Source organism: Myxococcus dinghuensis, assembly GCF_024198235.1.
Classification (GTDB): domain Bacteria; phylum Myxococcota; class Myxococcia; order Myxococcales; family Myxococcaceae; genus Myxococcus; species Myxococcus dinghuensis.
In genome coordinates this window covers 85,060-108,264 of the sequence record NZ_JAKCFB010000008.1, presented here as the reverse complement: position 1 = coordinate 108,264, position 23,205 = coordinate 85,060, and the positions used below count along the sequence as shown (strand labels likewise).

Below are 23,205 nucleotides of genomic sequence, written 5' to 3'. Positions count from 1 at the left end.
CCCCTGTATCAGCTTCCCAGCCGCGCGCGAGACCAGACGCGCTCCAGGGCCTCCGTGGCGGCGCGGGACAGGTCCACGTAGTCGGACCCGAGCAACTGCCCCTCTCGCACGCACACCCGCCCGTCCACCACCGTCCAGGCCACCGGCGAGCGGGAGAGCTGGCCGATGAGGTAGGGCGAGTAGCCCGTCTCGGGGTCCGCGGCGGGGATGGAGTCGTAGACGACGAGGTCCGCGAGGCTGCCCTCCTCCACCGTGCCCGAGGGCAACCCGAACAGGCGCGTGCACAGCTCCGCCGGGCCGTTGACGAGCAGGTGGGCCAGCGTGCTGTCCACGTCGGGCAGGTGGCCCGCCCGGGAGATGCGCAGCACGCCCACGAGCGCCGCGAGCAGCTCGTCCTGGAGGGTGCCGTGACCGCCCGTGCCCAGGCCGAGCAGGTGCAGCCGCAGGAGGATGGCCTCCATGGGATCGGTGCCGCGCTCCAGCGTGCGCACACCGCGCGCGGCGAGCGAGACGAACGTCCCGGTCTGCTCCAGGCGCGTGGCCTCCGCGTTGTCGAGCGCGCGGGCATAGCCGGCGACGGCGCGCGGACCGAGCAGGCCCAGCGCATCCAGCCGGGGCACCACCCGCTGCCCGTGGCGGGCGTAGGTGGTGCTCAGGTCGTCCTCGTTCTCCGCGAGGTGGAAGACGGTGGGCACCTCCAGCTCCGTGCTGAGCCGGGCGATGCGAGACAGGAGCGCGTCCTCGCAGGTGTAGGAGGCGTGGAAGCCCAGGGCGCCGCGCACCAGCCGGTGCTTCGCGTGGCGGCGCGCGAAGTCGACGTTGGCCTCGAGCCACGTGTCGGCCTGGGCGGCGCCGTCCATGCTGTGCGTGGCGTGGCTCAGCAGCATGCGCAGGCCCACGCTCTCCGCGGCGCGGGCCTGGGCGGCGAGCCCTCCCGCGACGTCCGCGCACGCCAGGTGCTCCACGACCAGGGTGACGCCATCGCGAAGGGAGCGGGCGGCGGCGAAGCGGGTCAGCGCCTCGATGTCCTCGGCGGTGAGCAGTCGCGCCACGCGGCGCATGCGCTCCAACCGCTCACGCGGCGGCAGGAGCAGGAACTGGCCATTGGGCGGCAACAACTGCCCGTTGACGAGGTGCGAGTGACTGTCGACCAGGCCGGGGGCCACCAGACGACCTCGACACGCCACCTCCCAGTCGCCCGGCAACACGGGCACCTGGGCATCCAGCGCGACCCGCCGGATGATGCCGCCCTCGACGACCACGGCCATGCCCCGACGGACCCTTCCGTCCGCTCGGAACACAGCGCAGTTCTTCAGCAGCAGGCGACCTTCCATGTCCGGGCTCTTTCATAGCACGGCTCCAGGAAGACGAAACCAGCACAAGTCCTGAAAGTCCGGGCTGCCCCGGGACGACAGTCCATGCCCCGTGCCGGTGTGGAACCCACCTGGGCCGACCACGCGGCCGGCCCGGGTGTCTCTCCTCTATGGGTGTTTGAGATTCGCGCTGAACCACACGTAACGTGGCGTGACTCCAGCCGAGGGGCTGACTCCCGGTGGCAGGATGCCGAGTTGCAGTTGGGCCGTCTCCAGCGCCTTCGCCTCGAGCTTCGCGCCGCGGATGATGACCTCCAGGACGAGGGACCGGGCTCGTGGCAAGAGCTTCTTCGCCCCCATGTGGCTGGGAAACTTCTTCGCGTAGGTCGCGACGTCGTAGACGCCGATGTCCGGCGCGAAGGGCTTCGATGACGTGGCGTTCGTCACGGGGTTGTACACGGCCCCATTGGCGGTCAGCCGCACGTCTCCGATGACGGGTTGACTCGGAGGTGATTCGGACGGCTCGACGAGCCAGACCAGACGTCGCCCTCCTCCCGAGACTCCGTGAGGCGTCTGCCGCTCGCCACGTGTCAGCTCAGACACGGACAACAGCGTGACGCGCAGCCCCTCCATGGAGATGGGATCCCCTACCCGCGCCTCCGGCTCCGCGGCCGAGGCGACACCTGAAACGACCAATGCGACCGCAATCGCTCTCAAGACAACCATCGTTCCACTCCCCCCGAGGGCATCCGGCCCCGCCGTCGAGAACCTCTTCCAACGCCTCCCCATGACATCAGGGGACAGCGCTCCTTGCACGCGTCGAATCCACCTCGCGGTGCGCCGCCGCTACACCGGGGTCCCTCGCCCCCGTGGCAATCGAGCCGTCCCCTGGAGGGCATGTCCTCGCGGGAGCCGCGGAGACGAAGTAGTCTCGGGGCCCACATGCGCTCGCGGTCCTTCCTCCTTCCCGGCCCTGCGGCCCTCGCGGCACTGGTGCTCGCCGTGCGGCTCGGGATGTCGCCGCTCAAGAACTTCGACCTCTTCTTCCACCTCGCGGGCGGCCAGTTCGTGCTGGAGCACGGTTTCACGCGGATCGACCCCTTCAGCATCACGGGCACGGCGGGCTGGGTCCCTCACGAGTGGGGCTTCGGCGTGCTGTGCGTCATGCTCGTGCGGTGGCTCGGCGCCGCGGGGCCGGCGCTGCTCGTCGGGGCGCTGGTGGCCCTCAACGTGATGTTGCTGTGGAAGGCGCTCGCGCGCGCCGCCTCGGGGCAGCAGGGGCTTGTCTCCGTGGCGGCCCTCGCGGCCCTGCTCGTCGTCTACGGGCCCACCTTCCCCCAGGAGCGGCCGTACCACCTGGGGCACCTGTTCTTCACCCTGGCCGTGTTGCTCGTCCAGTCCTGGCGCGCGGGCAACGACCGCGCCCTCTGGGTGTTTCCGTTCCTCGGCGCGCTGTGGGCCAACGCCCACGGCAGTTGGTTGCTCGGCCCCGCGCTCCTGGGCTCCACCGCCGTGGGCCAGGCGCTCGACGAAGGGACACCCGAGTCCCGACGACGCGCGGTGAAGGCCATCGGCTTCAGCGTGGCGGCGTTCCTCGCGGCGGGACTGGGCCCGGACGGCATCAACATCTACCTGTATCCGCTGCACCACTCGCTGCTGCCCTCGACGCAGACCATCGTCGAATGGCGCCCGCTCAACCTCGACCTGGCGTCGAGTTGGGCCTACCTCGCGCTCGCGGGCGCGGCGTGCTTCGCCGTGGGACAGGCCCGCCTCCGCAAGGTCGCCACCCTCCTGCCGACCTTCGTGCTCGGCGTGGCGGCCATCAAGGTCCAACGCCATGCCCCGTTCGCCGCCGTCCTGCTCGCGCTGGCGCTGCTGGAGCACGCGCGCCTGTCGCGTGAGGCACACGCCGGGACGCCCCAGCCGGGAGCGTGGAAGCGATCTTGGGCGAAGCTCGACGGGCTGACGACTCGCTGGAGCGCGGGAGCCCATGGCGCCATCTGGCCCGCGCTGGCGCTGCTGGGGCTCGTGGCCATCCACCTCCAGAACCCCATTCCCGTCGAGCAGGGCGTGAAGCGCTCCATCATCCCGCTCCCGGTCTTCCAGGCCCTGCGACAGCAGCCGCCGGGCAAGGTGCTCAACCCGTTCGTCATCGGGGGGCCCATCTCGTTCTTCTCCGGCGCCGACTACAAGGTGTTCATCGACAGCCGGAACGACCCGTTCCCCATGTCCATCCACGAGGACTACGACAAGCTCGTGTGGGGTGAGCCCGGGTGGGAGGACGCCCTGGCGCGGTACGATCCGGACTACCTGCTCTGGGACATCGAGAACCCGGGCAACATCCTGCTCGACAACCTGCGCAACCAGGGAGGCTGGCGCGAGCAGGCCCGGGACGGGAACTGGGTGTTGTGGATCCGCGAGCGCGCCACCTCGACGGCGAAGCCATGAGCGCGAGGCGAGGCCCGGGGACGAAGGGGTGGTTGGCCATCGCGGGGCTGCTGGCCCTGCTCGCGTTCGCCTACAGCCCGGCGTTGCGAGGCGAGCTGCTCGCGGGGCGAGACGTCTTCCGCGTCTTCTTCCCGGACTCCGCCTTCCTGCTCGAGTCGCTGCGCGCGGGCGAGCTTCCCCTGTGGAATCCCTACCTGCGCCTGGGCCAACCGTTCGCGGCGACGCTCTACTCCCAGGTGTTCTATCCGCCGCGGTGGGCCGCGGTGCTCGTCGCAGGACCCATCGTCTCGATGACGGTGCTGCACATCGCGCACGCGGCCCTCGCGGCCGTGGGCGTCTTCCTGCTCGCGCGCAGGCTCCGGGCATCCTGGCCCGCGTCGCTCGTCGCCGGCGCGATGTTCGGTCTGTCGCCGATGATGACCGACCTGGGCATCCAGCAGAACGTCGTGGACGCGGCGGCCTGGAGCGGCTTCATCCTGCTCGCGGCCCATGACCTCGCGCACCGCCCCTCGCGCGGCGCGCTGGTCCGCCTCGCCATCTGCTCCGCGCTGTCCCTCTTCGCTGGCTCTCCGGAGACGACCCTCTGGCAGGGCATCCTCGCGGTGCTCGTCACGGTGCTGAGTCCCCTGTCGCGCGCGTCGGCCTCCCGGACGACGACTTCCTCTCCTGCAGCGGAAGGCATTGCCCCCATCGTCCACCTGGGGTCCTCGGGAACGCACGACGAACCGCCCGCCGTCGCGGTCGCGCAAGCGGGAGTCGGGGTACCCGATGCGATGAGCTCTCACGCCACGACACGTGACGTGGTGCCCGCCGAGACACGGATGGAGGCGCACGCGCTCGACGTCCCCCTCCGCGATGGTCCACCCGCCCCAGCGCAAGCGACGTCATCCTCCGACCCACGCAGTCGACCGAGGGACGAGGCAACCAGCGCTCGTGTTCGTGCCATCGCGCTGGCCCGTGTCGTCGGCGGCTTCGTCCTGTCCGCGGTGCTCGCGTCGGTGGTCTTGCTCCCCGCGCTGGAGTTCACGCGCAACTCGTTGCGCTCGCAGCGTGGGTGGTCCGAACAGCTCGCATGGTCCGTCTCGTGGCCGCAGGTGCTGTCCACGGTGTGGCCACTCGCGGACTGGCCCCGGGACAGGTACTGGGGCGAGGACCAGTGGTTCATCCTCAACCTGTTCCTGGGCACCCTTCCCGTCGCGCTCGCGGTGGTGGGAGCCTTGCGAGGTCCCCGTCGCGCACGGCCGTACTGGGTGGGCGCGCTCCTGCTCGTGCTCCTGAGCCTGGGCCGCCACTTCCCTCCCGCGGCATGGGTCATCCAGACGCTGCCCCCGTTCTCCCTCTTCCGCTATCCCGCGAAGTACTTCGTGGGCGCGGCGTTCTGTCTCTCCGTGTTGTCCGCCTTCGGCATCGATGCCATGGGGAGGTTCGCGCACCGCGTCCCACCCTCACGACTCAAGGCGGCGGTGGCGTTCGTGGGCATGGGCGTGGCCATCGGCGCCGTCGGCCCGTTGGTGCGGATGCTCCCCATGCGCGCGTCCGCCGAGGCCGGCGCGCCCTGGGTCCCGTTCTCCCTCGGACTCGCGGCGCTGGTCGTGTTGCTGCTGCCCTGGTCCTTCGCGCGTCCACGACGTGTCCGGCATGGGCTCGCGGCGCTCGCGGTGCTGGAGCTGGCTGGCGCGCACTCGCTGCTGGGCGTGCCCAAGTACACCGCATGGGAACCGCTGCGACAGCCGTTCTCCCTGCGGAGCCTGCTGCCCTCCCCCTTCCAGGGACGCATCAGCGCGGACATCGAGGGTCCGGAGGACCCGACGCGAGCCGTGGTGACGAACACCATCGAGCGCAGCCTCGACCGCCTCATGCCCAACCGCTTCGTGGAGGAGCGGCTGCCCGCGCTGGAGGGCTATGGCGCGCCCGAACCGCTGCGCACCGACCGCTTCCACCTCGCGGGGGAGCGTGGGGTCTACGACCTCGCCGGCGTCACGCACTACATCCGCCAGGGCCCCCCGCCCTTCGAGGACCTGGAGCTGCTCCACGAGGCCGAGGACGGCACGACACTGTCGCGCTCGCGCACCGCCCTGCCCCGCGCCTTCCTCGTCCAGCACGCGCGGGTGGTGACGGACGCGGAGGCCCTGGAAGCCGTCATCGCTCCCGAACAGCCCTTCCGCAAGACGGCCTTCCTCGCCTCGGGAGCGCCGCTGGAGCGACCCGCGTGTGACGGCGCCGTGAGCACCGTGAGCGCGGGCCTGCAGCATCTGGAGCTGGACGTGGAGGCCTGCGACGAGAGCTACCTCGTCGTCTCCGACAGCCACTACCCCGGGTGGCGCGCCACGGTGGATGGAGAGGAAACCCCCATCCACCGCGCGGACCACTCCCTGCGCGCGGTGCAGCTGACGGCAGGGGCACACCGCGTCCGCTTCGACTACGCGCCGCTCAGCTTCCAACTTGGGCTGGGGCTGTCCCTGCTCGGTTGGGCGGGCGTCGCGGGCGTGGGGTTGGGGCTCGACCGGAGGCGGCGCCTCCTCGGCTGAGGCCTCGCTACGTCGCCCACTGGCGAGTACAGCCCGTACTGCGCTCCGATGGACACAGCAGGCCCAACTCGTCGTCGTGATGCAACGTCCGAACGCTGACCTTCGCCAGTCGGGCCACATGGCTGACCGTCAGCGCCATCTCGCACCTCACCTCGGCTGAGATGTCTCAGGCCTCACGTCGCGTGAGGGTCACCCCCCGCGAGCCACCTCGGCAGGCGGCGCCAGCGGCGGCACGAACAGGTACAGCACGAGAGACGCACCCTCGTCCGGCCGGACCGTTCCACGGCGACGCAGCACCCAGAGCTGCCCCTCCTTCATCGGACGTGTGTCGTCCAGCGCGACCACGCCCGAGCCCCGCGCCACGTAGAGGATGAGCGGCTGCTCGCGCGAGGCCTCCACGAGATGCTCGCCCTTCTCGAGCACGATGGCGCCCATCCGCGCCGTCTCCATCACCGGGAACGGCACGAGCGAGACGTCACGGCCGCTCGCCTCCAGTTCGGCCAGCGCCTGGACGGGGTCGAAGGTGAACGGGGCCCTGCCCCTCGCCATGCGTGGGTCGTCCGCGTCGACGTACAGGTTGCCGTCGAAGCGCGGCGCGGCGAAGACCAGGTTGCCCAGCATCCGCTCCGAATCGCGGTTGAACCAGGCATGACCGGTGAAGGGCGCGGAGGCGATCAGCTCGCCCGGCAGATGCGTGCCCCGTCGCTCCTGCAGCGTCGTCCCGCCTTCGCCCCAGCGCTGCTGGACCTCCGCCTTACCCGCGACGATGACGGTGGCCTCGTGCGTGCGCCGGTGGATGTGCAGCGGACACGCCTGCCCCCTGCCCATGACGTGCAGGTGGACGGTGGAGCCGTCGGCGAAGAAGAACGTGTCGGAGACGTCCGCCGCCTCCGGGTCCTTCGCGGCCAGCCGCTCGAAGACGGCGGGGACGTCGAAGACCTCGACCTCCGGATCCTCCGGCACCGTCATGGCCCGCTTCACCGCCACGAGCACGGCCAGCAGCGACACGGCCAGCAGCAGCGACAACGCACGGTAGAGGGCCACGCGGCGGCGCAGCGAGTCGGGAGCCACGGCGGAGGGGATGCTCGGGGAGGAGGACATCAGGTGACTCCGGCCAGGCACGGGAGCCAACCGCTCGCCCCGACGCCCGCCTGCCCGTCAAAAAGAAACATGGCGGGGCCCTCCGTGAGGAGGACACCCGCCATGGACCGGAATCAGGCCGCCGCGCCGAGGCGAAGCGACCCATCCCGAGGCGACGACGCTCAGTAGGCGTTGTTCTCGCCGAAGCTCTTCATGGTCTTCTTGTTCAGCGTGGCGTTGGAGCTCTGGCCGTCGTTGGCGACGTTGGAGTTACCGGCCAGGGCCGCCGCGGAGGCGCCGAACAGCTTGCGGATGTTGTCGCCGAACAGGGTGACCACGCCGATGGCGGCGATCGCGATGAGGGCCACGATGATGATGTACTCGGTCATGCCCTGACCACGAGCCTTGCGCAGCTGGTTCTTCTTCGAGATCGCCTTCATGGAAGTCTCCTGGGGTTCGAACTGGGAAATGCACCCTGTGACTGAGGGTTGAAAGGCACACTAAAGGAGATCCCACCTGCACCTCCATCCGTCATCGGGAGGATGGGAAGAATCTTCTGTGATTCCGCGTGGATGGCCGTTTTTTGAGAACTTGGCAGGCCGCTCAGGGTCCCACCGGGGCCGCCACGGGGGTGTTCGTCGGGGCACACACCCCGGCGGGGAGAGCGTCGCAGAGCTGTTTCACGGCCCGGGAGAGCTCCGCGTCCTCGGGGTGAGCCTGGGCCACCTCGCGCCCCAGCACAAGGGCCGGGCCCACCTCCACGGGTGTCCACACCGTGCGCGTGGCCCAGGCGCGCTCCGCGACCAGGCGCAGGTACGCGGCGATCAGCTCCGGCTCCCGGCCGCCCTTGGCGACCTCGGGCTCGAGCAGCGACGCGGCCAGGGTCAGGTCCTTCTGCGCCAGCGCCGTCTTGCCCAGGGCCACCGCCGCGTCCCGGCTGTCCGGCGCCACCTGTCGCCACAGCCCCGCCACGCCTCGCACCAGCGGATCATTCGCCGCGTGGTAGCGCTCCATGTTCCGGAACAGCAGGCCCGCCTGCTCCGCCGTGGGCGGGTGCTGGTGCAGGTAGTCCTCGATGAACAGGCGTGAGCTGCCGTCCGGCGAGCGCCGCTCGTCCTTCACCCGCACGTCGATGTTGGCGACGAAGAAGGCGATGGGCGAGGCGTACTCCAGCAGGTTGTGGTCGTCCGTGTTGATGGGCCCGGGGCCCGCGAAGGCCAGCTGCCCCGCCTCGCTGTGCACCTGCTTCGACAGGAGCGCGAACACGTCGTTGATGCCCACGCGAGACAGGTCCTTCTTCACCTCCGGCGCCTCCATGCGGGCGGCCAGACGCTCGGCGTCCATCACCAGGGGCTTGCGGCTGGCCACCATCACCAGGTCGTGCGGCCCCAGCCACGTGGTGGCGTGCGGGAAGGTGTCGCGCATGGTGCGGACGACCAGCTTGATGAGCTCCTCGTTGCTCTCGTAGGTGTGGATCCACTGCACCAGCACGCCGTCGTCGGCGAGGTGCCGGTCCACCGTCTGGAAGAAGTCGCGCGTGAAGAGGCCGGACACGCCCGCCACCCACGGGTTGGAGGGCACGCTCACCACCAGGTCGTACTTGCGGTCCGCCAGCGCCATGAACGTCTTCGCATCGTCGATGTGGACGCGCGTGCGCGGGTCGTCCACCGCGTTGCGGTTGTCGTCCTTGAACAGGCGCGCCGCGTCGATGACCGCCGGGGCGATCTCCACCATGTCCAACCGCTCCACCGGATGCGCCAGCACGCTGCCCGCCGTAATCGCCGCGCCCGCGCCCACCAGCAACACGTTCTTCGGGTCGCGCGCATGCAGGAGCGCGCCCAGGTGCCCGGCCACCACCTGCGTCTCCACGTCGCTGCCGTTGGAGGCGTCGATCTTCCCGTTGAGCTTCATGAAGCGCAGGTGGTCCCTGGGGTAGTCGGCCACCAGCACCGTCGCGAACGTGTCGTCCTGGTAGAAGACGGGGCGGATGTCGCGCTCGGTGTCCTCGACGAGCTTCGCGTAGCTCTCCGGCGGCTTCGTGTGCGAGCGGATGGAGGCGATGCCCGACAGGCGCACCGACCAGCCGCTCATGCTCCCCAACACCCCCAGCGCCAGGACCGCGGCCACGGCCGCCGGCCACAGCGCCTTCGCGGGGCTCGCGGGCCGCCCCGGCAGCGCGTGGAAGGCCAGCACCGCGGCGAGCAGGTTGGACACCACGCCCGCGATGAAGTTGCCCTCCATGCCCCACCACGGCATCAGCACCAATCCGCCCAGCGCGGAGCCGGTGATGGTGCCCACCGTGTTCCACAGGTACACGCTGCCCAGCTCGCGCCCCACCTCGGACACCTTCGCCGTGGCCACGCGCGCCACCGCCGGGAACGCCGCGCCCATGAAGAAGGTGGGCACCAGCAGCACGAGGCAGCAGAAGCCGAACGTCAGCAACTGGAACAGCGGCCAGGTGTCCACCGAGCGCGTCAGCATCCACTGCGCCGTGCGGAACAGGTGCGGCAGCCGCACGTACAGGGGCAGCGCCACGCAGAGGCTCGCCACCAGCGCCACCTGCATCCACCCGAACAGCCGCAGCGGATCCACCTTCTGCGCCCGCGTCATCAGCCAGAAGCTGCCCAGGCCGATGCCGAGGATGAACGCGGTGAGGATCAGCGTGAAGGCGTACGTGGACGCGCCCAGCACGATCGACAGCAGGCGGATCCACGTCACCTGGTACATCATCGACGTGAAGCCCGACAGCAGCACGCCCATCAGCGCCGCCCGCACCGCCAGCCGGGGATAGACGACGTCCGCCCCTTCGGCCGACGCGGGCGCGGCCTGCCCCGGGGCCAACGCAGGAGGATGACGCCGGGCCAGGAGCAGCGCAGCCACCGCCAGGAGCAGGTTCAACCCCGCCGCCATCTTCGCGGACGCGGACAGGCCCAGCGTGGGGACGAGCTTCGTGCCCGCCAGGAACACACCCACCGCGGCGCCCAGGCTGTTGACGGCGTACAGCCGCGCCAGCTCGCGCTGCACCCCGGACAGGCTGTCCGCGAAGTGCCGCACCAGGGCCGGCAGGGTTCCCCCCATCAGCAGCGTGGGCACCACCAGCGACAGCGCGGCGACGAGCAGCCGCGGCCCCACCCGCCATCCGTCCGGTACGCCCGGCGCCACCGACAGCCATAGCGAACCGAGCGCGTCGAGCACATATGGAAAGGCCAGCGCGTACAACGCCACGCCCAGCTCCAGCACGCCATACAGCGCCAGCGGGCTCTTCACCCGGTCTGCTGTCCGCCCGAAAACAGAAGCCCCCAGCGCCAGCCCGCCCATGAAGGTGGCGAGCACCACCGCATGCGCCTGCCCACTGTTGCCCAGGACGTTCCCGAGATACTTGGACCAGACCAGCTCGTACACCAGCGCGGTGCCTCCGGACAGGAACAGGAGGACCGCCACAAGGTTCTTCGGGAAACGTGCCATGAGGGACATAAGGGGACAGCGCGGAACCTTACTCGGTATGTTCGGGACCCACCAATGAACGCCCACCTGCTCCAAGCCGCGTTGCTCGCCTGGTCTCCGGGCCTTCGGGTGACCCGGGCCGAGGGAGACTGTGCCTCCGTGCTCCGCCGCGCCCCGGAGGAGCTCCTGGACCGGCCCCTGCATCTGGCCCTCGGCGTGTCCGCGGAGCGGGCCCGCGAGCTGGACGCCCGCGCCCGGGAGGACCGCCGGGCCGTGGAGTTCACCTCCGCGCTGCTCGGAGGGACCGAGGACGCCACGCCCCTGCGGGTGACGCTGGGGCTGGACGGGGACGAGGCCTCCGCCGCGGTCCAGGACCTCAACGCCCTGCTGGAGGGCGCGCCCCCGGTGCAGATCTCCCGGCTCTCCTCGTCGCTGAGCCATGAGATCCGCAACCCGCTCTCCTCCGTGAAGATGGCAGTGCAGACGCTGGCGCGGAACACCGGCCTGTCGGACCGGGACCGGCGGCGGCTCACCATCGCCAACCGGGAGATCCGCACCATGGAGCGCATGCTGTGGCTCCTGTCCGAGTACGGGCGCGACACGACGCCCACCCTGGACGCGCACGCGCTGCGCTCGGTGCTGCAGGAGGCCACGGGCATGGTGGCCCTGGAGCTGGCCGAGCGGCGCATCGAGGTCCGCGTGGACGAGGAGGCGGAGCTGCCGCGCGTGCGCGTGGACCCCAACCGCCTGCGGCCCGTGCTCGCGCAGGTGCTGCTCAACGTGGCCATGGGCCAGCCCGAGGACAGCCCGGTGGAGGTCGCCCTGCGCCGGGGCGCCCCGGGCCGCGTGCTGATGGTGCTCAAGGACCCGGCGGCGGCCCTGCCCCCGGAGGAGCGCGGCACCCTCTTCGAGCCCTTCGGCTCACGCCTGGCGCGCGGTGCGGGCCTGTCCCTGGCCGCGCTGCGACGGGTGATGATGGGCCAGGGGGGCGACGTGGCCGCGGAGGGCAGCGCCGAACCCGGCATGGTGTTCACCCTGACGTTCGCCACGTGAGAAGCGCGCCATGGAGACCCTTCTCATCGTCGACGACGACGTATCCCTCCTCGAGACCCTCAAGATGCACTTCGAGGAGATCGAGCACGACGGCCAGCCGCGCTACCAGGTGGCCACCGCCACCAGCGCCGCCGCGGGGCTGAGGGCCGCGCAGGAGACCATGCCCAGCGTGGTCATCCTCGACATGATGCTCCCGGACCGCACGGGCCTGGAGATCATCGAGGAGATGAAGGGGCTGTGCGGGGACGCGCGCATCATCCTCGTCACCGCCTACCACGACATGGAGACCACCATCCGGGCGATGAAGGCGGGGGCCTTCGACTACATCCACAAGCCCTTCCCGGACCCGGCCGCGCTGGACCTCGTCGTGGAGCGCGCCCTGGAGTACCGCCAGCTGTCGCGCCGCGCGGACGAGGTCAACCGGGAGAACGCCGCCGTCCGGCTGGGCGACATCGTGGGGACCAGCCCCCTCATGCAGCAGCTGGTGAAGGAGATCGGCAAGGTGACGGGCAGCCACGCCACCGTGCTCATCTCCGGCGAGAGCGGCACCGGCAAGGAGCTCATCGCCCGCGTCATCCACAACTACTCCTACGACGAGTCGCGGCCCTTCATCGGCATCAACTGCTCCGCCATCGTCGACACGTTGCTGGAGAGCGAGCTGTTCGGCCACGAGAAGGGCGCCTTCACCGGCGCCGTCGCGGGCAAGCCCGGCAAGTTCGAGCTGGCCGAAGAGGGCACCGTCTTCCTCGATGAGATCGGCGACATGTCGCTGATGCTCCAGGCCAAGCTCCTGCGCGTGCTCCAGGAGCGCGAGTTCGAGCGCGTGGGCGGCGTCAAGCGCATCCGCCTGCGCGCCCGCGTCATCGCGGCCACGCACCGCACCCTCGCGGAGGAGGTCGAGGCCGGCCGCTTCCGCGAGGACCTCTACCAGCGCCTCAAGGTCATCACCCTCCAGATTCCCCCGCTGCGCGAGCGGCGAGAGGACATCGCGCTGCTCGTCAAGCACCTGCTCGAGCGCATCAACGAGAAGGTCCACAAGCGCGTCACCCGCGTCCCTCCCGAGGTCATGGAGCGGCTGACCCGCCTGCCCTGGCGCGGCAACGTGCGCGAGCTGGAGAACGTCCTCACCCGCGCCGTGGTGCTCGCCCCCGGCGACGTGCTGCGGGGCGACGACCTGCCCTCCCTGGAGACGCCCCCAGGCCCGGAGACGGGGGGACGCCCCTCCGCCGCCCCCATGTTCACCGCGCCCGCCGTGGACGACGCCAGCCTCATCCCCACGCTGGACGAAGCCGAGCGCCTGCTGATCGCCCGGGCCATGGCCGTCACCAAGGGTCACAAGGGACGCACCTGCCAGATTCTTGGAATCAGCCGCCCGACGCTCGAGCGAAAACTGCAGAAGTACAATCTTTCACAGGGACAGAGCACGTTGGGGCAAGGGTTCCCCGTGAAAGACGACCCGTGAACACTGTCCGTGTCGTGACAGTCACCCGGCGGGATTGAACGTTTCGTTCAAGCTGATCAGACTGTTTGAACGTTTTGTTTCGGGTTTTGGACACAGACAAGGGGGTGCAGCGCCCCTGTAGCGCTAAGTACCCGGCATTCTTGGATGTGTTCCCCCGGGAGCACTTCATTCCCCGCTGGCACGTTCCTTGGAACTGGAAAGTCCCGTCGCCGCCAGAGCAGGCGGCCGGTCCTACCCCCGATTCCTTCCACGGAGTGAATGCCATGCACGGTTTCAATCGCCCCCTCGGCCCCATCGGTTCCAATGCTGTGGCCCCTCTCCCGGCGACTGGATCCGGGATGGTCGTCACCGCCAACCGCATCGTCCCTGGCCAGGAGGCCATCGACTTCAAGGGGTACTTCAAGGTCGAGTCCTTCCCGCACAACTCGACCATCTACCGCCCCGGTGACAACACCGACCGCGTCTATCTGCTGAAGTCCGGCCGCGTGCGCCTGATGCGCATCGGCAAGAACGGCACGCGCTCCGTGGTGAGCATCCTGCGTCCGGGCGACCTGTTCGGCGAGCTGTTCCGCCCCGAGGGTACGCCCATCGAGGAGATGGCCATCGCCGCGGGCGAGGCCGAGGTGTGGAGCATCGAGGGCCGCGACTTCCGCGCGCAGCTCGAGGCCCGCCCCGCCCTCGCGGTGGACGTGGTCCGCGCCTACGCCGAGCGCGTGCGCGCGCTGCGCAAGCGCGTGCTGGGCCTGACGTTCAAGGAGGTCCCGGCCCGGCTGGCGGACACGCTCCTGACGCTGGTGGAGGCGCACGGCGAGCGCTGCCCCCACGGCGGTGAGACGGACCTGCGCGGCATCACCCAGCAGGACCTCGCGGACCTGGTCGGCGCCTCGCGCTCGTTCGTGTCCACGCTCATCAACGAGATGAAGCGCGAGGGCGTGCTCGGCAACGTCGGCCGCATCCTCTGCGTGCGCGACCAGAAGGCGCTGCGGAAGATTGCCTCCAAGGAGAAGTGAGCCGCACCGCTCGCGAGAAGACGCTCGCGGCCTCGACAGGCACTCACCGACGACGGGCCCGCTCGTGCACGCGCTGCATGGCCGGGCCCGTGGTGTTTGCCGCGGTTGAACGGAACGTGCGACGGGGCGACGCGCGGCCCTACCGCTTCCACCAGATGTTGGCTTGCGCGTCCGGCCGGGCCTCGTGCCGGTCGGAATCCGCGAGCTTGTCGACATAGCGCCCGATGAAGCCCTGGTAGGAGCCGCCCTCGTCGATCTGCCGGCCGCGCTTCTGGTCGCGCGCGCTCATGCACTTCCAGAGGAACGGGAAGCGCGCGCGCCCCGTGGCCTCGTCGAGGAGGAAGCGGTTGAGGTTCTCCGGGCACGAGAAGTGGCTGTGGTACCGCGTCTCGCGGTTCGCCAGGTAGTCGTCGATGTCGTCGGGCGGAGGCGGATCGTATCCGGGCCTGTCGAAGAGGCAGTCCCACATCGAGCCCTTGAGCGGACCCGGGTCGACGGGGGGACCGAACGCGTAGATGTACTGGTACAGCTCCAGGGGCGTGTGGTGGTACGCCTCCTGTTCGTGGTCCACCGCGATGACGTACCACTGGACCCGGTGGGTGTACTCACCGTGGTCGCGGCTGACACCGACGTCCTTCATCGGGTGGCCTCGCGACACGAGGTCCAGGAAGACCGGCCCGGGGATGATGCCGGTGAGGGTGGGCACCTCCCGGACGGAGGCCTTGAAGCCGTGCGCCAGCTCCTTCTCGCGGAGGACGAGCGCCATGACGCCCTTCTCCGCGTTCTGGGACCGCTCCGCGCGAGCGAGGAGTCGCTCCGGGTCCGAGTAGGCCGCCTGGACGGCCTGCTCCAGGACCTCCAGCCGCGTGAGGAACGCATCCTCGTCCAGCATCAGGCGCTGGATGCGTTGGTAGTCCTGGAAGTAGCGCTTGTTCTTGAAGCGCACCCAGGTGCTGAACTCCTTCTCGAGGTCCAGGGGCATGGCCGCTCCGCTATCGGGTCGACGAGACAGGGGCATCCGGGAGGTACCGCGCCGACAGCTCCTCGACCAGGGTCCGGTAGGTCCGCAGGGCGGCCTCGTGGGCCTGGGTTCGGACCTGCTCCACCGCGACGCGGATGATGGCGTGGACACCCTCCCAGATGACGCGTGCGTCCGCTCGCGCCTGGACCTGTTCGACGATGCGCGGAGCGAGCGCGTAGTACGCGTCGATCAGCTCGGGGCCGCCTGCGGAGCCACGCAGGAACCCGTCGCGGAACGCGCGCAGGACCTGGAGCTCCTCGCAGTCGTCGGGCAGGCCCTGTGCCTCCACGCACGCCGTCGTCAGGAAGCAGTGCCCCTTCTTGCGCTCCTCCTCCGCCCGCATCTCCAACACACCCATCAGGCTCCCCTTCGGGACCTTCATGGGGCTGGCGACGTAGTACGTCTTGGGACTCTTCTGGGAGAGCTTCTTGTCGATGTAGCCCTGACGGTCCTGGTACAGGTCCGCGCTGGCGCGCTTCGCGTAGCGCTGGGTGATGATTCGACTCAGGGTGGGGTACGTGGCGGCGAACTGCCCGTAGGCCCCCGCGTACTTCGCGTCGATGAACTCCATCTCCGCCTGAAGTCCGCCGTGGTTCTCCGCCAGCCACGCCCGGTCCATCAGTTGGGTGCTGAAGACCTCCGGATTGGCGATGCCGTCGACGTCGGGGGCGAAGCCTGGGTGATAGCCCGCGCCGCGGTCGAGCAGCGCGTCCCAGAAGCCCTGGTTCCCCTCGGGGTCCATCGGCCAGTCCGAGGGCTTCAGCTTCACGCCCGCGGTGTTGATGCCGATGAGCAGCTGGAGCGGCGTGTAGTTCCATCCCCGCGGCGCCACGCCCTTGACGTCCTCCGTGAAGCCGCTGCTCATCGCGTGGAAGATGACGTACCACTGCAGGCGGTGGGTGTATTCGCCATGCAGATACCCCGCGCCGACGTCCTTGAAGAGCATCCCCTGCCCGCCGTAGCGCCCGAACTCCTCCGCGGTGAGGAAGCGCATGTAGATGGGGGCCATGGGATTGAGACCACAGGACACCTCGGCGGCCTGGAGCGCGGTCGTCAGGGCCTTCTTGAGCGTGCCCTGCGTCTCCAGATACCTCACGAGCTGCTGCTCGAGGTGGGCCAGTCCCGGTCCGTAGTCCGTGGACATGAGCCGCCGGACCTCGATGCAGTCCTCCAGCAAGCGCCGGTTCGCTGCGTCCCGATCTCGCACTGCCTCCAGGTTGACCGGAGCCACGGTGCCTCTCTTCCCGAAGAAGGAACGTCTTCGAGTCAGGATGACACCTCCATCTTTGTTACATCAAGGCGTCCGCCGCCCGCGTGGCGACGGGACCCGATGGAGTCCCGCGACGTGGGGCGCCGGGCCTACCCACGACGGGGTTTCGAACCGACGAGGTCCGCAGCGACCTGGTGGCACACCCCGCCCTCGCGGTCCCTGACGACGGGCCCTCAGTGGCGGACGCGCAGCTCGTCGACCTCGGTGCGCAGCAGCCAGTCGTCCTTGAAGTCCGTGGCGGCGGCGGCGATCTGCGCCAGCCGCTCCGGCTTCGCCTTCCCCGCGTCCCGCAGGTTGCGAACCTCGCGGTAGAGCGCCGCGAGCGACGGGTGCAGCGCCAGCGCCTTGCGCGCGCGGGCCTGCGCCTCGCCGTCCCCTTCCGCGAACGCGGCCGCCTCTCCGAACCAGCGGTCCCACGTCTCCGGGTCGGACGGCCCGCCCGCGACGGACGGCAGGTGCGGCGTGACGAAGAGCTTCGCCACCGCCGGAACGTCCAGCTCACGTCCACCCAGCCGCGCCCGCAGCGCCAGCACCTCGCCACCGTCGGAGGCGAAGCCCTCCAGCTCCAGGCCGCTCTCCAGCGCCAGCTTGAACGGCCCCCGCCGGGGCAGCGCGCCCGCGCCGAAGGCCACCAGCGCCGGGCCATTCCACGGACGGCCACCCTCGCTCCGCCCCCCGCGAGAGACGATGACGGGGCCTTCCATGCGGACCAGCGCGGCCGTCAATCCCGGCGCCACCGGACGCGGCGCCGGCACCGACTCCAGCACCCGCCCCGTCACCTCGAGACCGTCCGCGAGCACCAGGTGGTTCACCGTCCGAGCCTTGCGCGCCTCCTCGATGCCGTAGTCCCCGCCGCGCTTCCACGCCAGCGTGGACTCGAACTCCGCCAGCACCTCGAACAGGTGCTCGAAGTCGCGCGCCACGAACAACTGCGGCTGCATGCGGGTGATGTCGAAGTCCGTGTCCGCGCACGACACGTCCAGGCGCAGCTTGCGCACCGCCGGCGTGAGGCAGTGCTCCGCCTCCGCGATGCTCGACAGGATTCCCGCGCCGTAGATGCGAGGACGCTCCAACTGCCCCACGAGCCCGTACTCCGCCGTCCACCAGTACAGCCGCGTGGCGCGCGTGCTCTCGCTGACGAAGCGGCGGCTGGCGTTCGCCGCCACGAGCCGCGCCTCCGCGTGGGCGACCTCCTCCGCGCTCGCGTCCGGGTCCTCCTTCACCACCGACAGGTTGCGGATGGCGTCGAAGGACGCCTGGTCCTCCACGCTCGCGATGGACTTGAACCCCACCAGGCCACACGCCTTCAGGTACTCCGCGTAGCGGCGGTTGGCGATGATGGGCGCGTGCCCCGCGCTCTCGTGGACGATGTCCGGCGCGGGCGTGTAGTCGATGTGCTCGTGCGTGCGGATGTCCGCCGCGATGGCCAGCACCCCCAGCGACTGCAGCTCCGTGAAGACCGCCGGCGGGATGAAGCCGCGCACGCCCACGCACGACCAGCCCATCCGCGACAGCTTCGCGTTCATCTCGTCGAGGCTCGGGATGCGCTCCGCGCCGATGCCCGTCGCCTCCAGGCCCTCCAGGTAGACGGCGTGGGCCTTGTCCGCCAGGTGCCCTCGCAGCTTGCCCAGGATGTGCCGCCAGACCGCGTGGTCCCTCGGCGTGTACGCCTCGTAGTCCTGGCTCACCACGTAGCGCCGCAGATGCGCGGGCAGGCGGGAGATGGTCTGTTCCGTTGGCGTCATAACCGGGCACCCCTGGTGGAATCTTCCAGCCACGAGAAGATACCCAGGGCCCCACGATTCGGAAATCCGGCAGAATCCGACGTCTTCGTCGTTTTATCGAACGTTGTTCATACGGGTTGGCGGAGTCCACCCAACAGGGAGGCCGCGCCCGGGCTGAGGGCGCCGGAGGGCCAGAGCGCGACGACCTCCACCGCCTGGGGCTCCTCCTCGCGCAGGGGCCAGGCGCGGATGTCCGGGGGGAAGGGGTGCATGAGGCGCAGGTCCGGGGTGATGGCGCACGCGCGGAAGGCCCGCAGCAGGTCGTACAGCAGGAGGAAGCTCTCCGCGCGCGCGACGTCCTGGACGGAGACCCCGTGCGCCGCGAAGCGCGCGCTGTTGGCGCCGCCGTAGGGGTCGTCGCGCAGCCAGTCCACGAAGGGCAGCCCCTCCAGCTCCTTCACGTGCAACGACTTGCGCCCGGCCGCGGAGGCGACGAGCGCGCTGTCGGGGCCGGCGAGCACCACGAAGGGCATGCGCAGCAGTGACTCGGACTCCACGCCCTCGTGGGGAGGCAGCGGGGTGAAGTCCAACGCCAGGTCGAGCTGCCGCGTCTGGACCTGGCGCGTCAGTTCGTGGGGGCCGCCGAAGCTGAGCACCAGCTTGAGGCCCGTGGCCGCCGCGTTCCGCGCCACCTTGCCCACCAGGGCAATCGACAGCGTGGGGTTGAGGCCCAGGCGCACGACGGGCTCCGCGCTGGCCAGGTCCCGCAGGCGCTTCATGTCCAGTTGGTGCAGCGGCGTCTGCGTGCCCGCGAAGAGGCGCTCCCCCCGGGCGGTGAGCTGGAGCCTGCGGCCCGGCCCCCGCTCCAGCAGCGTGGCGCCCTCGGCGAGCGCCAGCTCCAGCGCGCGGATGTGCTCGCTCACCACCGAACGCGCGACGCCGAGGTGCTCCGCCGCGGCCTCGATGCTGCCCGCCTCCACGGCGGCGGTGAAGGACTCCAGCCAGACGAGGGGGCGCGCGAGCTTGCGTGGAGGCATGCCCCCATCCTCGCACCGCTCGCCGGGCGCGGACACGAGCCATGTGAGCGTCCGCGGGCCGCATGACGCGGCGTGCCCGACGGCGGCCAGCCCCCGTGGCGGGAGAGCGGGCGGGGCCCGCGTCCTTGCTTGAACATCCGCTGGGGGCAGGCTAGCAGGAGGCGCGATGTCATCGACGTGGACCACCCCCTCCTCCTTCGCCGCGAGGCGCCCCCGTCGGTGGGTGGAGGCCCTGCCGCTCTGGGGGCCCGCGTTCCTCTGGTGCCTGCTGCACGGGCTGCTCGCGCTCGCCTTCTTCGGCGCGCCCCTATTGTCCGCCGTGGAGCGGCTGGCGCCGACCCTGCGCCCCCTGCTGCTCGTGGGAGGCGTCATCCAGGCGCTGTTCCTGGGCCTGGTGACCTTCGTGGCCACGCTGCCGCTGTCGCTCTTCGGCCGGCGCTACGCGTACGCGCTGCCGGCGGTCGTGGCGGTGGGCGTGGCGTTCCTGGGCGTGGACGCGCTCGTGCTGTCCTCGCTCGGCTTCCACATCAACGGCCTGGTGCTGGCCGTGGCGCTCCAGCCGCGCGCCCTGGCGGAGACGGGCCTGGCGCCACACGAGGTGGCGCTGCTCGGCCTCGCGACGCTCTGCGTGCTGTCGCTCGACGCCTGGGCCGGAGCCCGGTTCCTGACGAAGGGATGGGGGCCGCGGCCCCGTCGCACGGCGTGGGCGGTGCTCGCGCTGGTGGTGGTGTGCACCGTGGAGCGGCTGGGCAGCGCCTGGCTCATGTTCACGCACGGGAGCGCCGTGCTGCACGCGGCCACCACCCTGCCCCTCCAGGCGCCGGTGCGGATGAGTTCGCTGCTCGCCCGACTCACGGGGCGGACGCCCGCTTCCGGGTTGCGCCTGGGCGTCAGCCCCGAGGCCGGCGCGCCCGCGTCGCGCATCGACCCTGCCTCCGTGAAGTTCACGCGGACGCCGGACATCCTCCTGGTGCTCGTGGAGAGCCTGCGCGACGACTTCTTCCGCGAGGACGTGATGCCCCACATGTGGCGGCGCGCGGCGAAGGGCACGCGCTTCCTGCGCCACCACAGCGCGGCGAGCTCCACGGACTACTCCCTCTTCAGCCTCTTCTTCGGCCTCGAGGCCCAGCGCCGCGACGCCGTCGTCGGCGCCGGCCGCGCGCCGCTCCTGTTCCCCGCCCTGAAGCACAACGGCTACCGCCAGGCCTTCTTCGCCGCCTCGTCGGTGGACTGGATGGGGTTGAAGGACACCGTCTTCCGCGACGTCCAGGGCGGCCTGCGCACCGACTACGAGGGGAGCAGCCACGTGCGCGACGACGCCATGGTGGAGGACGCGCTGCGCATGGCGGAGCAGACGCCCCGCGACACACCGCTGTTCCTGTTCGTCTTCTTCGCCGGCACCCACTTCGACTACGACTATCCACCGCGCTCGGCCGTGTTCTCCCCCGCGTGGGACGGCAAGGGCGGACTGACCACGGCGCGCGTGCCCGCCGAGCACCTCAAGGCGCGCGCGTGGAACTCCGCCTACGAGGTGGACACGAAGGTGGAGGAGCTGCTCACGCGGTGGGAGGCCACGCGCGGGACACGGCCCCTGGTCATCTTCACCGGCGACCACGGAGAGGAGTTCCGCGAGCACGGCCGCGTGGGCCACGCCAGCGACGTCACGGAGCTGCAGCTCCACGTCCCCATGCTCGTCTTCGACGAGCGCCTCCCTCCCGGAGAGGTCGACGCCGTCACCGGCCACATCGACCTGGTCCCCACGCTCTTCGACCTGCTGGGAGACCCCCACCCGCCCGAGCAGCTGGGCGATGGCGTCCCCATGAGCCACCCGGACCCGCGGCGCTACCTGCTCACCACCATCGGCTGGGAGCCGCGCTACGCCCTCATCGGCCAGCAGCTCAAGGTGCGCTTCGGCGCGGGTCTGCCGGGCACGGAGCTGTCGGACATGTGGGATCGCCCGCTGCCGGATGCGCAGGAGCGCTTCGCCGCCGAGGCCCCGCGCATCCTGCGTCGCCTGCGCGGCGAGCCCGCGGGGAGTGACGCGCCCCCGGCGGCCGCGCCCCCCGCGCCCCCCGCCACGGCGACACCTCCCCGCCCCTGAAGCGTCAGAAGCGCAGCCGGGCCCCCAGCGCGAGCGACACGAGGCCCGTCTTCACCGTGGCGGGGTTGTGGAAGAACTGGACCATGCGGAAGTCGGTGGCGACCAGCTCAGCGTAGGCCTCCACGCGGTCCAGGTCGAACATGCGCGCGGTGTGGCCCACGCTCGCGCCCAGGATGAGCGCGGGGCGCAGCGCCGTGCGGAACCAGTAGTAGCCATCCGGGTAGCGCCCCGGCTGCGACAGGAAGTAGTCCCCGCCGAAGGTGTAGCTGAACATGCCGCCCACGGAGAGCGGCCGCACGGTCCAGTTGCCATAGCGGAGCCGGATGGGGTTCCAGCGGCCCTTGAGCGTGAGGGTGATGAAGTCCGCCCCCGCGATGGCCCGAGGCGACCAGCCCAACAGCACCTCCGTCTCCACGGCCTCGTCCCAGAACGACCAGCCCGGTCCCGCGGAGGTGAAGCCGATGGAGCCGGCGAGCTGCATCGCCGCGTGGCTCGGGACGTACCAGGGCCGCGCGTGCTCCTCCCGGGTCTCCACCACCTCCTCGTCCGCCGCCCACGCGGCACCTCCCCCGACGAGGAACACGAAGGCGCCGAACCACCTGACGAAGTGAAGGCGTGCCATCAGTAGTAGACCCGTTCGACGTCCACCGAGCCACCCGACACGGTGACCAGCAGGTAGTTGCGGCTCTCGAGCGCGTCGGCGACGAAGTAGCGCACGCCGCGCCGCACCTCGCTGGAGTAGCGATGGGTGTGCGCGTGGAAGGAGAGGGAGACGCCCGCCTCGGCCTGGAGCTCCTCCAACGGCTCCGTCAGGTCCGGGTCGAAGTCGGAATGCCCCGGGGGCACGTGCGAGAACGTGAAGATGTGGCGCAACCCGGGCTCGGGCACGAGCGCCTCGCGCAGCCGGACCAGGTCCGGCACCCTGCCGGAGAAGCCGTACTCGAGCGAGTTGGAGTCGAAGAGGACGAAGCGGCTGCCCTGGTAGTCGAAGGACTGGAACGTCGGCCCGAAGGTCCGCAGGTAGAGCAAGCCCCCCTTCCCCATCAGGTCGTGGTTGCCGATGACGGCGAAGGTCGGCACCGGAATCCTCGCCAGCATGCGCGCGACCCATTCGTACTCCTGCGCGGTGCCGTACTCGGTCAGGTCTCCCAGCTGCACCACGAGGTCGATGTCCCGGTGCGCCAGGTCCTTCACCGCGTCCGCCGAGTCATCCAGGAACAACTGGATGTCGCCCATCACCGCGAAGCGGAAGGGCCGCTCCGGCTCGTCGCGAGGCAGCCGCGCCAGGGCCTTGGCGTTGAGCGCTTCCTCCCCCCCGCGGATCTCATACGGATGGAACTCGAAGACGCCACACCCTGCGCCCAGGAGCACGAGCAATGATGGAATCCAGGCCCTCACGACCTCCGAGCTAACGATGATGAGAGGGACATTCAAGCGACGCGTTCGAGCGACCGGGCCCGCGCCGCACCATGGCTCATGGTTGTCATCATCTGCCGGACACCGCGCCCTCCGTGGAGTCAGCTTCAGTCCAGCGGCCCCATCCCGGAAGGGACGCGGCGACCTCCAACAGGGTCGGTGTCTCGGAGCAGGCGGGCACGAGGACCCGCGCGGTGACGCACCCAGGCGTGGAGCATCCACACCGCATTTGACGGCTTCGGCACGCGCCCGCCGCGCCGGAGAGATATGCATGCCGACACGGCGGGGCGGACACCCC

General features: G+C 70.5%; 18 protein-coding genes. 6 read left to right on the top strand and 12 right to left on the bottom strand.

Annotated elements, in window-relative coordinates:
• Nucleotides 1-8: 8 nt before the first annotated feature.
• Together LZ198_RS13885 and LZ198_RS13880 are read right to left on the bottom strand one after the other, a co-directional pair.
• Nucleotides 9-1,334: an amidohydrolase family protein gene (locus LZ198_RS13885; protein WP_253972424.1), complete on the bottom strand. Its 1,326-nt coding sequence runs from the start codon at nt 1,332-1,334 to the stop codon at nt 9-11.
• 147 nt (nt 1,335-1,481) lie between these two features.
• A complete protein-coding gene (locus LZ198_RS13880; protein ID WP_253972423.1) occupies nt 1,482-2,030 on the bottom strand; it encodes a hypothetical protein in 549 nt (182 codons plus the stop codon).
• Nucleotides 2,031-2,255: 225 nt separating this feature from the next.
• On the opposite strand from LZ198_RS13880, the gene LZ198_RS13875 reads away from it, so the two are divergent.
• Nucleotides 2,256-3,761: a hypothetical protein gene (locus LZ198_RS13875; protein WP_253972422.1), complete on the top strand. Its 1,506-nt coding sequence runs from the start codon at nt 2,256-2,258 to the stop codon at nt 3,759-3,761.
• Nucleotides 3,758-6,289 (top strand): YfhO family protein, encoded by a 2,532-nt coding sequence (locus tag LZ198_RS13870; RefSeq protein WP_253972421.1) that lies wholly within the window; start codon nt 3,758-3,760, stop codon nt 6,287-6,289. Before LZ198_RS13875 ends, LZ198_RS13870 begins: the two co-directional genes overlap by 4 nt.
• A 7-nt stretch (nt 6,290-6,296) precedes the next feature.
• On the opposite strand, the gene LZ198_RS43420 is transcribed toward LZ198_RS13870, so the two are convergent.
• The 4 genes from LZ198_RS43420 to LZ198_RS13855 form a co-directional block, all read right to left on the bottom strand.
• Entirely contained in the window at nt 6,297-6,428 is a 132-nt protein-coding gene (locus tag LZ198_RS43420) for a MerR family DNA-binding transcriptional regulator (protein ID WP_323382546.1), read from the bottom strand.
• A 50-nt stretch (nt 6,429-6,478) separates the two neighbouring features.
• Nucleotides 6,479-7,390: a cupin domain-containing protein gene (locus tag LZ198_RS13865; RefSeq protein ID WP_253972420.1), complete on the bottom strand. Its 912-nt coding sequence runs from the start codon at nt 7,388-7,390 to the stop codon at nt 6,479-6,481.
• 161 nt (nt 7,391-7,551) lie between these two features.
• Nucleotides 7,552-7,809 carry a hypothetical protein gene (locus LZ198_RS13860; protein ID WP_253972419.1) on the bottom strand — a complete coding sequence of 86 codons (258 nt, stop codon included), beginning with the start codon at nt 7,807-7,809 and terminating at the stop codon, nt 7,552-7,554.
• Nucleotides 7,810-7,972: 163 nt separating this feature from the next.
• Nucleotides 7,973-10,810 carry a fused MFS/spermidine synthase gene (locus LZ198_RS13855; protein ID WP_253972418.1) on the bottom strand — a complete coding sequence of 946 codons (2,838 nt, stop codon included), beginning with the start codon at nt 10,808-10,810 and terminating at the stop codon, nt 7,973-7,975.
• A gap of 78 nt (nt 10,811-10,888) precedes the next feature.
• Between LZ198_RS13855 and LZ198_RS13850 the strand changes: the two genes are divergently transcribed.
• The 3 genes from LZ198_RS13850 to mrpC all read left to right on the top strand — a co-directional run bounded on the left by LZ198_RS13850 (nt 10,889) and on the right by mrpC (nt 14,338).
• Nucleotides 10,889-11,866: a sensor histidine kinase gene (locus LZ198_RS13850; RefSeq protein ID WP_253972417.1), complete on the top strand. Its 978-nt coding sequence runs from the start codon at nt 10,889-10,891 to the stop codon at nt 11,864-11,866.
• Nucleotides 11,867-11,876: 10 nt separating this feature from the next.
• Nucleotides 11,877-13,328 carry a sigma-54-dependent transcriptional regulator gene (locus LZ198_RS13845; RefSeq protein ID WP_253972416.1) on the top strand — a complete coding sequence of 484 codons (1,452 nt, stop codon included), beginning with the start codon at nt 11,877-11,879 and terminating at the stop codon, nt 13,326-13,328.
• 263 nt (nt 13,329-13,591) lie between these two features.
• A complete protein-coding gene (mrpC, locus tag LZ198_RS13840; RefSeq protein ID WP_234064961.1) occupies nt 13,592-14,338 on the top strand; it encodes a Crp/Fnr family transcriptional regulator MrpC in 747 nt (248 codons plus the stop codon).
• A 139-nt stretch (nt 14,339-14,477) separates the two neighbouring features.
• Here mrpC and LZ198_RS13835 read toward each other — a convergent pair whose 3' ends face one another.
• The 4 genes from LZ198_RS13835 to LZ198_RS13820 all read right to left on the bottom strand — a co-directional run bounded on the left by LZ198_RS13835 (nt 14,478) and on the right by LZ198_RS13820 (nt 19,390).
• Nucleotides 14,478-15,320, bottom strand: coding sequence for a LirA/MavJ family T4SS effector (locus LZ198_RS13835; RefSeq protein ID WP_253972415.1), 843 nt, complete (start codon nt 15,318-15,320; stop codon nt 14,478-14,480).
• Between the two features lie 10 nt (nt 15,321-15,330).
• Nucleotides 15,331-16,590, bottom strand: coding sequence for a LirA/MavJ family T4SS effector (locus LZ198_RS13830; RefSeq protein ID WP_253972414.1), 1,260 nt, complete (start codon nt 16,588-16,590; stop codon nt 15,331-15,333).
• 212 nt (nt 16,591-16,802) lie between these two features.
• Nucleotides 16,803-18,374 carry an aromatic amino acid hydroxylase gene (locus LZ198_RS13825; protein WP_253972413.1) on the bottom strand — a complete coding sequence of 524 codons (1,572 nt, stop codon included), beginning with the start codon at nt 18,372-18,374 and terminating at the stop codon, nt 16,803-16,805.
• 107 nt (nt 18,375-18,481) lie between these two features.
• On the bottom strand, nt 18,482-19,390 hold the full coding sequence (locus LZ198_RS13820; protein WP_253972412.1) for a LysR family transcriptional regulator: 909 nt from the start codon (nt 19,388-19,390) through the stop codon (nt 18,482-18,484).
• Nucleotides 19,391-19,556: 166 nt separating this feature from the next.
• On the opposite strand from LZ198_RS13820, the gene LZ198_RS13815 reads away from it, so the two are divergent.
• Nucleotides 19,557-21,491, top strand: coding sequence for a sulfatase-like hydrolase/transferase (locus LZ198_RS13815; protein ID WP_253972411.1), 1,935 nt, complete (start codon nt 19,557-19,559; stop codon nt 21,489-21,491).
• Nucleotides 21,492-21,495: 4 nt separating this feature from the next.
• Here LZ198_RS13815 and LZ198_RS13810 read toward each other — a convergent pair whose 3' ends face one another.
• On the bottom strand, nt 21,496-22,113 hold the full coding sequence (locus LZ198_RS13810) for a hypothetical protein (protein ID WP_253972410.1): 618 nt from the start codon (nt 22,111-22,113) through the stop codon (nt 21,496-21,498).
• The gene (locus tag LZ198_RS13805; RefSeq protein ID WP_253972409.1) at nt 22,113-22,862 is read right to left on the bottom strand and encodes a metallophosphoesterase family protein; all 750 of its coding nucleotides are present in this window, start codon (nt 22,860-22,862) and stop codon (nt 22,113-22,115) included. Before LZ198_RS13805 ends, LZ198_RS13810 begins: the two co-directional genes overlap by 1 nt.
• Nucleotides 22,863-23,205 lie beyond the last annotated feature (343 nt).

Bases quoted from the DNA above. Each gene is read 5' to 3' on its own strand.
- LZ198_RS13885 (WP_253972424.1), bottom strand. From the start codon at position 1,334: ATGGAAGGTCGCCTGCTGCTGAAGAACTGCGCTGTGTTCCGAGCGGAC.
- LZ198_RS13875 (WP_253972422.1), top strand. From the start codon at position 2,256: ATGCGCTCGCGGTCCTTCCTCCTTCCCGGCCCTGCGGCCCTCGCGGCA.
- LZ198_RS13870 (WP_253972421.1), top strand. From the start codon at position 3,758: ATGAGCGCGAGGCGAGGCCCGGGGACGAAGGGGTGGTTGGCCATCGCG.
- LZ198_RS43420 (WP_323382546.1), bottom strand. From the start codon at position 6,428: ATGGCGCTGACGGTCAGCCATGTGGCCCGACTGGCGAAGGTCAGCGTT.
- LZ198_RS13865 (WP_253972420.1), bottom strand. From the start codon at position 7,390: ATGTCCTCCTCCCCGAGCATCCCCTCCGCCGTGGCTCCCGACTCGCTG.
- LZ198_RS13860 (WP_253972419.1), bottom strand. From the start codon at position 7,809: ATGAAGGCGATCTCGAAGAAGAACCAGCTGCGCAAGGCTCGTGGTCAG.
- LZ198_RS13850 (WP_253972417.1), top strand. From the start codon at position 10,889: ATGAACGCCCACCTGCTCCAAGCCGCGTTGCTCGCCTGGTCTCCGGGC.
- LZ198_RS13845 (WP_253972416.1), top strand. From the start codon at position 11,877: ATGGAGACCCTTCTCATCGTCGACGACGACGTATCCCTCCTCGAGACC.
- mrpC (WP_234064961.1), top strand. From the start codon at position 13,592: ATGCACGGTTTCAATCGCCCCCTCGGCCCCATCGGTTCCAATGCTGTG.
- LZ198_RS13835 (WP_253972415.1), bottom strand. From the start codon at position 15,320: ATGCCCCTGGACCTCGAGAAGGAGTTCAGCACCTGGGTGCGCTTCAAG.
- LZ198_RS13825 (WP_253972413.1), bottom strand. From the start codon at position 18,374: ATGACGCCAACGGAACAGACCATCTCCCGCCTGCCCGCGCATCTGCGG.
- LZ198_RS13820 (WP_253972412.1), bottom strand. From the start codon at position 19,390: ATGCCTCCACGCAAGCTCGCGCGCCCCCTCGTCTGGCTGGAGTCCTTC.
- LZ198_RS13815 (WP_253972411.1), top strand. From the start codon at position 19,557: ATGTCATCGACGTGGACCACCCCCTCCTCCTTCGCCGCGAGGCGCCCC.
- LZ198_RS13810 (WP_253972410.1), bottom strand. From the start codon at position 22,113: ATGGCACGCCTTCACTTCGTCAGGTGGTTCGGCGCCTTCGTGTTCCTC.